General features: G+C 41.5%; 10 protein-coding genes, 1 rRNA gene and 1 other annotated feature (1 of these 12 running past the window's edge). Of the genes, 1 reads left to right on the top strand and 10 read right to left on the bottom strand.

What is annotated here, in order from left to right; all coding sequences use genetic code 11:
* Nucleotides 1-124: a binding site (T-box leader), on the bottom strand; it reaches 104 nt to the left of the window's first position.
* 47 nt (nt 125-171) lie between these two features.
* The 9 genes from gltX to QYG89_RS14345 form a co-directional block, all read right to left on the bottom strand.
* Nucleotides 172-1632 (bottom strand): glutamate--tRNA ligase, encoded by a 1461-nt coding sequence (gene gltX, locus QYG89_RS14385; RefSeq protein ID WP_404318494.1) that lies wholly within the window; start codon nt 1630-1632, stop codon nt 172-174.
* 111 nt (nt 1633-1743) lie between these two features.
* Nucleotides 1744-2235: a 2-C-methyl-D-erythritol 2,4-cyclodiphosphate synthase gene (ispF, locus tag QYG89_RS14380; protein WP_404318492.1), complete on the bottom strand. Its 492-nt coding sequence runs from the start codon at nt 2233-2235 to the stop codon at nt 1744-1746.
* 21 nt (nt 2236-2256) lie between these two features.
* On the bottom strand, nt 2257-2943 hold the full coding sequence (gene ispD, locus QYG89_RS14375) for a 2-C-methyl-D-erythritol 4-phosphate cytidylyltransferase (RefSeq protein ID WP_404318490.1): 687 nt from the start codon (nt 2941-2943) through the stop codon (nt 2257-2259).
* A gap of 15 nt (nt 2944-2958) precedes the next feature.
* Nucleotides 2959-4053 carry a PIN/TRAM domain-containing protein gene (locus QYG89_RS14370; protein WP_404318488.1) on the bottom strand — a complete coding sequence of 365 codons (1095 nt, stop codon included), beginning with the start codon at nt 4051-4053 and terminating at the stop codon, nt 2959-2961.
* Between the two features lie 99 nt (nt 4054-4152).
* The gene (gene radA, locus QYG89_RS14365) at nt 4153-5526 is read right to left on the bottom strand and encodes a DNA repair protein RadA (protein ID WP_404318486.1); all 1374 of its coding nucleotides are present in this window, start codon (nt 5524-5526) and stop codon (nt 4153-4155) included.
* 145 nt (nt 5527-5671) lie between these two features.
* Nucleotides 5672-8125, bottom strand: coding sequence for an ATP-dependent protease ATP-binding subunit ClpC (clpC, locus tag QYG89_RS14360; protein WP_404318484.1), 2454 nt, complete (start codon nt 8123-8125; stop codon nt 5672-5674).
* Nucleotides 8126-8145: 20 nt separating this feature from the next.
* Entirely contained in the window at nt 8146-9201 is a 1056-nt protein-coding gene (locus QYG89_RS14355) for a protein arginine kinase (protein ID WP_404318482.1), read from the bottom strand.
* Nucleotides 9201-9743: a UvrB/UvrC motif-containing protein gene (locus tag QYG89_RS14350; protein WP_404318480.1), complete on the bottom strand. Its 543-nt coding sequence runs from the start codon at nt 9741-9743 to the stop codon at nt 9201-9203. Before QYG89_RS14350 ends, QYG89_RS14355 begins: the two co-directional genes overlap by 1 nt.
* Before the next feature lie 21 nt (nt 9744-9764).
* Nucleotides 9765-10229 (bottom strand): CtsR family transcriptional regulator, encoded by a 465-nt coding sequence (locus tag QYG89_RS14345; RefSeq protein WP_404318478.1) that lies wholly within the window; start codon nt 10227-10229, stop codon nt 9765-9767.
* A 559-nt stretch (nt 10230-10788) separates the two neighbouring features.
* Between QYG89_RS14345 and QYG89_RS14340 the strand changes: the two genes are divergently transcribed.
* Nucleotides 10789-11025: a hypothetical protein gene (locus tag QYG89_RS14340; protein ID WP_404318476.1), complete on the top strand. Its 237-nt coding sequence runs from the start codon at nt 10789-10791 to the stop codon at nt 11023-11025.
* A gap of 445 nt (nt 11026-11470) precedes the next feature.
* Here QYG89_RS14340 and rrf read toward each other — a convergent pair.
* Nucleotides 11471-11586 (bottom strand): 5S ribosomal RNA (gene rrf / locus QYG89_RS14335).
* Nucleotides 11587-11594: the final 8 nt, after the last annotated feature.

The following is an 11594-nucleotide window of genomic DNA, read 5'->3' as shown; positions in this document are numbered from 1 at the left end:
GTTACCTTTCAGCAGCAGGCTCAGAGGGGCATTTCAATCATTGAGCGGCTTGAACTGCTTGCAGCCGATGACAGTTCTCTCTGTAAAGCATCAATGATTTACTTCTCCTCTTCAACGCTAACTTCATTATAAAATAGTTTATCTTTACTATATTACAATTTGAATAAAATGTTAACTGCTAATCTTACGAAGCCGCTCAACAACTTTTTCTCGGCCGAGCAATTCAATCGCTTTTGGCAGGTCTGGTCCGTGTGTCTGGCCCGTTACTGCCGCACGAATTGGCATAAACAGCTTCTTCCCTTTATGGCCTGTTTCTTTCTGGACAGCTTTCATCGCCTGCTTGATTTCATCAGCCTTGAACCGGTCCAGATTCTCCACCTTGTCGAGGAAGGAGGCCATCACTTCAGAAACCTGTTCTTCTTCTAGAACCTCTTTCGCTTCATCTTCATAGCTGATTTCCTCTTTAAAGAACAGTTCGGACATATCAACGATTTCTGCGCCAAAACTCATTTTCTCCTGATAAAGACCGATTAATTGACGCACCCATTCTTCCTCTTCAGGAGACCGCTCTGCATTCACACGGCCGGCTTTCAACAGATGAGGCATTGCAAGCGATACTACTTGATCAAGCTCTGCCTTTTTCATATATTGATTGTTCATCCATAATAACTTCTGCTGATCGAATAAAGCTGGTGATTTAGATAAACGGCTAGCATCGAACATCTCAACAAACTCTTCTTTAGAAAAGATTTCTTCTTCTCCAGTTGGAGACCAGCCGAGCAAAGCAATAAAGTTAAATAAGGCTTCTGGCAAATAGCCAAGCTCTTTATATTGCTCAATAAATTGAATAATGGATTCATCACGCTTACTTAATTTTTTACGGCTTTCATTAACAATCAATGTCATGTGGCCAAAAACCGGTGGTTCCCATCCCAATGCATTATAGACGACCAACTGCTTTGGTGTGTTAGAAATATGGTCATCACCGCGTAATACGTGCGACATCTTCATTAAATGGTCATCTATCGCTACAGCAAAGTTGTACGTCGGTGTACCATCCTTTTTCACGATGACGTAATCATTGATTCCATCTGACTCAAAAGACACTTCGCCTTTCACCATATCCGTAAACGTCAGCACTTCTCCAGCAGGGACTTTAATACGAATGCTCGGTTCCCGTCCTTCCGCTTCTCTCGCTGCACGCTCTTCTGCCGTTAAGTGGCGGCACTTACCTGAGTAACCAGCCATATCTTTGCCTTCTGCCTGCTGAGCTTCCCGTTCAGCTTCCAATTCTTCTTCTGTACAATAACATTTATATGCCTTGTCTTCTTCTAGTAATTGATCATAGTATTTCTTATAGATATCGTTCCGTTCGGATTGGCGGTAAGGGCCGTATTCCCCTTCCTTGTCCACACTTTCGTCCCAATCAATGCCGAGCCATTTCAAATACTTCAGCTGGCTTTCTTCGCCGCCTTCAATGTTTCGCTTTTGATCGGTATCTTCAATTCTAATAATAAATTTTCCGCCTTGGCTGCGGGCATATAAATAATTAAAAAGCGCTGTACGCGCATTTCCTATATGTAAGTGGCCTGTCGGACTCGGTGCATAGCGCACACGAATATCATTTGCCATTTCTAACTCCTCCTCTAATCTCGTTCATATAGCTCTATTTATTTTACCATCGCCTGCCTCTAGAGAAAAGAAGATTCATGAGATGACAGACAAAGTCTAGTTTGGACACCCTTAAACTGATTTATTTTCTTTTGCTATTAAAAGGACAACTGCTTGTGCAGCGATTCCTTCTTCCCTGCCGACAAATCCTAACTTTTCTGTTGTTGTCGCTTTCACATTCACTTGTGAAACGTTTGTTTCTAACAATTCTGCTATTCTTTGTTGAACCTGCGCGATATAAGGAGCCATTTTTGGTCTTTGTGCCATAATTGTGCAGTCAACATTTCCTAGGGAATATCCCTTCTCTTTCACAAGCTTCCATACATGCTGGAGCAAAACAGCAGAATCTGCGTCTTTAAACTCTGGATCTGTATCTGGAAAATGACGGCCGATGTCTCCTTCTCCAATCGCTCCGAGACAAGCGTCTGCGATCGTATGCAGTAAAACATCGGCATCTGAATGCCCAATTAAGCCCTTTTCATGGGGGATCTTTATCCCTCCGATAATTAATGGACGATTTTCTGCAAATTCGTGCACATCAAAGCCTTGTCCAATTCTAAACATAGTTTTTTTCTCCTTCAATCTTTATAGTGACTTTCTTTTTTGAATAATAGCTTCCGCGAAAACAAGATCTTCTGGTGTCGTTAATTTTATATTATCATAGTCTCCCTCTACAATTTGCACACGGACATGAATCTTTTCCACCAAAGATGCCTCATCTGTTCCAACGTAATCATCTTTTTGTGCTTGTTCGTGCGCCTGTAAAATCAGCGGCACGCGAAAAGCTTGTGGCGTTTGAACTGACCACAAGCTTGAGCGTTCGACAGTCTCAATTACGGTGCCGCCTTCGACACGCTTAATTGTATCTTTTACGGGAACAGCTGCGATCGCTGCTCCCCCGTCTTTAGCCTTTTCAACCAGCTGTCCTATAATAGAAGCAGTAATAAACGGCCTTGCTCCATCGTGAACGAGAACGACTTCCGCTTCATCTATTTCTTTTAATCCATTGTATACACTTTGTTGTCTTTCACTGCCGCCGTGCACGATCTTCCGCACTTTAGATAGATTGTAGTCACGAACCAAGTTTGAGAATGTCGCCACTTCTTCCCGATGAACAACGAGGATCATCCCGTCGCAATTCGGATCTTCCTCAAAAACTTCCAGCGTGTGGATGATAACTGGACGTCCCTGCAGCAAAAGCAGTAACTTATTTTTGTCTGCCTTCATTCTCGTTCCCCGGCCGGCAGCTGGAATAATTACTTGATAATTCATGTTTCTCCTGCTCCTTTAAAGCGCTTTTTCTACTAGCTTTGGCTTAGCAAAAATCATCCGTCCCGCTGACGTTTGCAAAACGCTCGTCACAATTACATCAATTTGCTTACCGATATATTCGCGGCCACCTTCTACAACAATCATCGTTCCGTCATCTAAATAAGCAATTCCCTGCCGCTGCTCTTTCCCGTCTTTAATAACAAGGACACTCATTTCTTCGCCCGGAATGACTAACGGCTTCACCGCATTAGCCAAGTCATTAATATTAAGCACCTGTACCTTTTGCAGTTCACATACTTTATTTAAGTTAAAATCATTGGTCACAACAATTCCGTTCATTTCCTTAGCCAGCTTGACTAGTTTACTATCCACTTCGTGAACGTCCTCAAAATCCCGCTCAACGATTTCTACCTCTATCGCAATATCCTTTTGAATGCGGTTCAATATATCGAGCCCTCTTCTGCCTTTCGTGCGTTTTAACGTGTCTGAAGAATCAGCAATATGCTGCAGCTCTTCAAGAACAAATTGCGGGATAATTAAGCATCCTTCCAAAAAGCCAGTTTGACAAATATCCGCAATTCTCCCATCAATAATTACGCTCGTATCTAAAATTTTATAGGATTTTTGTACAACAGATGACCCTTCAGATGCGCCAGACTCTTTCTTTTTGCCACTTCTGTTAATTGAAAACAAGCTCGTAATTTCATCACGCTTTTTAAAGCCGACCTGAAAGCCAAGATAGCCTAATAATATCGTTAGGAAAATTGGAGCAACCGTATTTACAATTGGTATTTCTATTGAATTCAACGTGTTCCCTGCTAAAAAAGCTACAATCAACCCTAGAATTAATCCTAAACTGCCGGAAAGAATGTCCGTCAAGGGTGCCGTGACAATTCGGTCTTCCATCCACTTAACAAAATCAATGATGTAGTCCATCACCCAAAATGTCAGCATATAGAAAATAATAGCCCCTATAATTACTGCAACATACGGGTTATTAATTAAGGTTAGATGATCTAAATGAATTAATGCTAATAAGTCCGGAATAAGAATAATGCCTAACGTTCCTCCTAAAATAATAAAACCCGCTTGCACAAGACGTTTCAACATTCTTACTTCACCTCCCTATTAGTAGTATAAACACTTTTTTCCACATGCAGTCGTTTTTTTGCAAAAACATCTCAAGGTCCCAAAAAGAAAAACCAGCACTTATCTGCCAAAAACCAGCTGCAATGCCTCATTAACAGTAGCTACACCGGCCACTTCTACCCCCTCTGGCACTTTCCAGCCTCCAAGATTATTCGCAGGGAGAATGACCCTTGTAAACCCTAACTTGGCTGCTTCAGAGACTCTCTGTTCTATTCTTGACACACGGCGTACTTCTCCTGTTAATCCAACCTCCCCAATGATGCAGTCTGTTTGATTCGTCGGCTGATCCCGAAAGCTGGAGGCGATACTAACAGCAATCGCAAGATCAATCGCTGGTTCATCTAACTTTACACCGCCTGCCACTTTTAAGTAGGCATCTTGATTTTGCAGTAAAAGACCAACCCTTTTCTCTAGTACCGCCATCAATAAAGTCACGCGATTGTGATCAATACCAGTAGCCATTCGCCGGGGATTCCCAAAAACGGTCGGCGAAATCAATGCTTGAACTTCAACGAGTACCGGCCTTGTGCCTTCCATAGAAGCAACAACTGTAGAACCTGAAGACCCTTGTGAACGTTCCTCCAAGAAAATTTCAGATGGGTTTTCTACTTCCTCAAGTCCCTCCTCCTTCATTTCAAAAATCCCCATCTCATTCGTGGAACCGAAACGGTTTTTGACCGCCCTTAGAATACGGTACGTGTGGTGGCGCTCTCCTTCAAAATATAACACAGTATCCACCATATGCTCCAATAATCTAGGTCCAGCAATTGAACCTTCTTTCGTTACATGTCCTACAATGAAAATAGCAATCCCATTTATTTTCGCTATCCTCATCAATTCAGCGGTACATTCCCTTACTTGGGACACACTTCCCGGAGCAGATGTCACTTCCGGATGATAGATCGTTTGAATTGAGTCAATAATAACAAAAGATGGCGAAAGCTGTTCAATCGATGAATGAATGAGCTGCAAGTTGGTCTCTGAATAAATAAAAAGATCTTCTTCCTTTACAGCAAGCCGTTCTGCCCTTAATTTTGTCTGTTTAATGGACTCTTCTCCAGAAATATATAATACCCTGCTTTTATTTGCTGCCAACTGCGCAGAAACTTGCAGCAACAAAGTGGACTTCCCTATTCCCGGATCTCCCCCAATCAGTACGAGTGAGCCAGGAACCACACCTCCTCCAAGTACCCGGTTGAATTCTTTCAATTTCGTTTTTACACGCGGTTCCTGGACCGTTGTCACATCGGTAAGCTTTGTTGGTTTAGACGCCGTTGTCTGCTCTGAATGCATAAACGTCCTTTTAGGCGTCCCTGTAATCGCTACTTCTTCCACCATTTGATTCCATTCTCCACAGCCAGGACACCGGCCCATCCACTTTGCCGATTCATAACCACAAGACTGACAAGTAAATTTTGTTTTTTTCTTCGCCACGTTGATTACACCTCCTCCATTATGCTTAAAAAAGAACTGGCCCATAATAAGAAAAAGGCCAGGCGCCTCCAGCACTGTGTATAGATTCATACTATACACAGGCTTATATAGGAGGAGCCAGGCACTTGTAGGACAGCCTCTTTCTTTATTTTACAGCTGATGGTTCTGCAACTGATGATTCTTGTACTTTCACAATAAACTCATCGCCTTCTACATCCACTAACACATTCTGTCCTATTGAAATGTTGCCTTTTAATAATTCCTCTGATAAGCGATCTTCCACTTGTTTTTGTAATGCACGGCGCAGAGGGCGTGCCCCGTACTCTGGGTCGTAACCTTCATCAGTAATCTTCTCTTTCGCCCGATCAGACAATTCAACAATAATATTTTGTTCTTTAAGACGATTCGTTAATTGATCGGACATTAATGTCACAATTTCTTTTAAGTGCTTTTTCTCTAATGCATGGAAGACGATAATTTCATCAATACGGTTAATGAATTCCGGACGGAATGCCCGCTTAAGCTCCTCCATTACTTTGCCCTTCATATCTTGGAAGTCCTGTTCACCATCCTGGATATTAAAGCCGACAAACTTATTGCGGCGCAAGGATTGGGCTCCTACATTCGATGTCATAATCAATACCGTATTACGGAAATCGACTGTCCGGCCTTTTGAATCAGTTAAACGTCCATCTTCTAATACTTGAAGTAAAATATTGAATACATCTGGATGAGCTTTTTCAATTTCATCTAATAAGATGACTGAATAAGGCTTGCGGCGGACTTTCTCTGTCAGCTGGCCGCCTTCCTCATAGCCGACATATCCTGGAGGCGATCCAACAAGACGAGATGTCGAATGTTTTTCCATATACTCGGACATATCAATACGGATCATTGCATCTTCGTCACCAAACATAGATTCGGCAAGCGCTTTGGCTAGCTCTGTTTTACCAACACCAGTCGGTCCAAGGAAGATGAAAGAGCCGATTGGACGCTTCGGATCTTTTAATCCAGCTCTTGCCCGGCGGACAGCTTTGGACACAGCTTTCACTGCTTCCTCTTGGCCAATTAAACGAGAATGAAGAATTTCTTCAAGGTTAAGCAATCTTTCCGTTTCTGTCTGCGCCAATTTCGAAACTGGAATACCTGTCCAGCTGGACACAACTTTCGCAATGTCATCTAATGTTACTTCACTATTCTCTTTACCTTGTTTTTCTTTCCAATTGTTCTTGGTCCGCTCTAACTCTTCACGCAATTTTTGTTCAGCATCACGAAGAGAAGCAGCTTTTTCAAATTCTTGACTTTGAACTGCGGCGTCTTTTTCATTCCGAATTCCGTCAAGCTTGATTTCAAGTTCCTTTAAATTAGGAGGAGTAGTAAATGAACGCAAGCGGACTTTTGAACCGGCTTCATCAATTAAGTCAATCGCTTTATCCGGTAAAAAGCGGTCAGAAATATAACGATCAGACATTTTTACTGCTGCATCTATTGCTTCATCAGTAATAGATACACGGTGATGCGCTTCATAACGATCTCTTAACCCTTTTAAAATTTGAATCGATTCTTCCAAGGTCGGTTCATCTACTTGAATCGGCTGGAAGCGGCGTTCAAGCGCTGCATCCTTTTCAATGTACTTCCGGTACTCATCAAGCGTAGTGGCACCAATACACTGCAATTCACCGCGTGCTAACGATGGCTTTAAAATATTAGAAGCATCGATAGCTCCTTCCGCCCCGCCGGCACCAATTAACGTGTGAAGCTCATCGATAAATAGAATAATATTGCCTGCCTGACGAATCTCATCCATCACTTTCTTTAGACGATCTTCAAATTCACCACGATATTTTGTTCCAGCTACAACCGTACCCATATCAAGTGTCATGACACGTTTGTTGCGAAGTGTTTCCGGAACCTCGTTATTGACAATCTGCTGAGCAAGCCCTTCAGCAATGGCTGTTTTACCTACTCCAGGCTCACCAATGAGTACGGGGTTATTTTTTGTTCTTCTGCTCAGCACTTCGATAACACGCTGGATTTCTTTACCGCGGCCAATGACGGGATCCAAACTTCCTTCTCTGGCAATCATCGTCAGATCACGCGCGAGACCATCAAGCGTAGGTGTATTCGCATTCGAGGCTGAACCACTCTGATGTCCGTTAGATTCATTGCTGCCGAGTAACTGAAGCACTTGTTGACGCGCCTTGTTTAAACTGACGCCTAAATTACTAAGTACACGAGCAGCTACACCTTCTCCTTCACGGATTAATCCAAGCAGGATATGTTCTGTACCGACATAAGAATGGCCAAGCTTTCTTGCTTCGTCCATTGATAGTTCTGTTACTTTTTTTGCACGAGGAGTGTAATGGACTGTTTGGGTGCTTCCTTCTCCTCTGCCGATTAAGTTTTCGACTTCTTCCTGAATTTTCTCCGAACTAAGCCCGAGTCCATAGAGAGCCTTTGCCGCAATGCCTTCTCCTTCACGAACTAAACCTAACAAAATATGTTCTGTACCAATATTGCTATGTCCTAGACGAAGTGCTTCCTCTTGAGCAAGCGCCAATACCTTCTGTGCTCTTTCCGTAAAACGACCAAACATCATATCCATCCCTCTCCTTTACATCAACAATTTTCTTCCAATTTTAGCCGCTCTCTGATTAAAGCAGCGCGCCGGATGTCCCTTTCTTCAGGACGGAGTGGTCCACCGGCATATTGCTGTAAAAAGCCTGGTTGTGTCAAAATCATCAACTCATTTAAAATACTTCTGGAAACATCGCTAATGTAACCGATGTCAATTCCTAACCTCACATCTGATAAACACTGAGCTGCTTCTTTTGTTTCAATAATTCGGCTATTTGCTAATACACCATAAGAGCGGAATACTTTATCCTCCAAATGGATGGAAGACATGTTGATTAAAGCTTCTCTAGCTGATTTTTCATGAGCGACAATTTGATGAACGATACTTATCAAATCCTCTACTATATCCGCCTCTGACTTGCCAAGCGTCAACTGGTTAGATATTTGGAAAATGTTACCCAAAGCTTCACTGCCTTCTCCATATATTCCTCTGACCACAAAGCCAATTTGACTGATAGCAGGAATAATACGGTTGAGCTGCTTCGTTAAAACCAGCCCAGGCAAATGAATCATCACAGATGCCCGTAAACCCGTTCCGACATTTGTTGGACAGCTAGTTAAATATCCTCTCTGTTCATCAAAAGCATACTGAACATGGGCTTCGATGGCATCATCGAGATTATTGGCCTTTTCCAATGTTTCTTTGAGCTGTAAGCCCGGAGAAAGACACTGAATGCGAATATGATCTTCCTCGTTAATCATGATGCTGATGTCTTCATCTTCTGAAAGAAGAACGGCTCCATGTACAGTAGAATCAGCTAAGTATGGGCTTATTAAGTGTTTCTCTACTAGCACACGTTTCTGCAATGGAGACAAATTTTCCATCGTAAGCAATTCAAGCGAATATTCCTCTTGTACGCCTTCACTGATTTTTCTGCTCATCTCCTCTGCCTCATCAGATTTTAAGAATGAAGGAAAGCGATAATCAGCTAGATTTCTAGCAAGACGGACCCTTGAACTTAAAACAATATCACAATGAGGTCCCTCATTACTCATCCATGAACTGACAGCCTGATTAATAAACCTTTCTAGAGACATCACAACTCTCCTCCTTCAAAAAGCATTTTTTTTTCGAGAGAGCGGATTTGATCACGAATATCAGCTGCCAATTCAAATTCTTCTTGTACAATTGCTTGTTGAAGCCTTGTCTTTAATTCGGCTATTTCTTTTTTCAAATGAAGCGTGCCGCCCATTCTTTCTGGCATCTTCCCTCTGTGCATATTATTTCCATTTTGCAGTCTTTTTAGTATGGGGGCAAGTTGCTCTTGAAAAGCTTCGTAACAATGGGCGCATCCAAACTTTCCTTTATTAACAAATTGCTGAAAAGTTGTTTGACAGTTTTCACACTTTAAGACTTTCTGCTGCGGGTATTGAGTTGGTTTTGACGAAAATGGAGAATCAAGATTAAGTAAACCACCTAGTAAATTGCCAATAGAAAACTCTGGGTGATAAGAAAACATATATTTTTCACTTTTTTCCCTTGCACATTTGTCACATAAGTGAAATTCTGTCTTTTCGCCATTTAATGTTTTTGTAAAATGAAGTGAAGCCGGTCTTTCTTTACATTCCTGACAGATCAAAGCAAACCACCCCCCTTGTAATCATTTATATTTCAAAGCCATTAACATAGAAGTAATCATTCTCGCACGAAGTTCATCTCTATGAGGAAGATCAATATATAATACAGAACGATCAATTACGCTCATCATAAGTTTTGCTTCCCGATTTGAAATGACACCTTCTTCCATCAATCGATAAATTAAGTTTTCAGCAGCTGATTGCGAAACCTGATTTCCTACTAAAGAAACTAATTGCTCAATTAAATCAGATTGATCGTGTACTTTTACTTTTATAATGCGAATATAGCCGCCCCCTCCCCTTTTGCTTTCTACCATGTATCCTTTTTCAATAGTAAAGCGAGTATTAATTACATAATTAATCTGCGAGGGAACACATTGAAATTTTTCAGCTACTTCGTTTCTCTTAATTTCCACGATTTCGCTTCCACTCATCTCAAGAACTTTTTTTAAATAGTCCTCAATAATATCAGATATATTACGCATCAAACCTCCTCCATTTCTGACTTTGACTATATTTGACGTTAATTATACATGAAGGTACGAATCATTTGCAATTCTAATGTATGTACTTAATGATCATTTTTGACGCTTTTCAAGAAATTTAATCGTTCTAAAAATGATATTTCTATATTCCACTTGTTAAAGAAAAATAAACATAAAACAGAAATATTGATTAAGCATTTTCCGTATCCTGGGTAGAAAATTTTAATTGATACCTTAGTTAGGTCCAGTATATTAATTGAAACAAATAATTATAGCAATTCATTAGATTTACAGAACCTTGCGAACGAGAAAGCCCACTAAGGGCACTAGCCTGCCTTTAGGTGTGGGATGACAGTGAGGTTGAATCAGGCTTGTTTTCGGAGGTACCTGATTCTTATTTTTGGACATTAACTCTTCTTGAAACATGCGTTCTGTTGTCATTGTCTTATAGATGAAAAAAGAGGGAGAAGATGTTTGTCACGCATCCTTTTCAAACTTTCTTATCAGGAAACTTTATATGCGGAACTGAGAACGATACAGGGGGAAGCGGCTTCTATCGAGAATGACATCGTCTTATTTCTTCACCCATGGCAACTGGCTGAGTAAAACAGAGATTCAGTTCATTCAAAAACAAACGGACATTCTTCACTCGCAGACTGTTCAGGCAATTGCAGATAAAAAGACAAGAAACTGCGAAAAACGGACAAAAAAAGCCAAATATTTATGGGGAAAAAGGTTTATTATTGTACAAATCGTTTCCGAAGAAAAACGGACGTACATGGATTCCTCACCTCGCTAAAAAATCTTGAATTATGCAACTATGCGGAAGTTGTCTGGCGAAACGGGGCATACTGGTTTTGTTATTCCGTTCCTGTTCCTGAAAAAGACGTTTCCATTTATGACTTTTAAAACGGCAAGGACCGATCTAGGAGAGATTCATGCCGTCACGGCGGCGACGGAAGGCAAAACGCTGAAAAACTTGAGAAGAAAAATGGAAAGATGCAAGTGAAGAAGAGAAATTCACTTCTCAGGAGTTGTTTACCAAAGTTGCGCCTCTTCCCCTTCTTTGAAAGAAAGCAAGCGTGACGTTCGGAAAAAGAATCCCATGGCTTCGGCGGCGAGAATAGTCAAAGTCGAATAATGGCTTAATAAGCTGAGACATGTATCGACAGTTTATAGAAGAAATAGATAGCCTTCCGATCCTAGATAATAAAAAAGAACAGCATTTGCTGTTCTTTTCGTTTGCCTGGCAGCGTCCTACTCTCACAGGGGGAAGCCCCCAACTACCATCGGCGCTGAAGAGCTTAACTTCCGTGTTCGGTATGGGAACGGGTGTGACCTCTTCGCTATCGCCACCAGACTGTATAA

This window comes from Bacillus lumedeiriae (assembly GCF_044891285.1).
GTDB classification, from domain to species: Bacteria; Bacillota; Bacilli; order Bacillales; family Domibacillaceae; genus Pseudobacillus; species Pseudobacillus lumedeiriae.
This window is presented reverse-complemented; position numbering and strand designations above follow the sequence as displayed.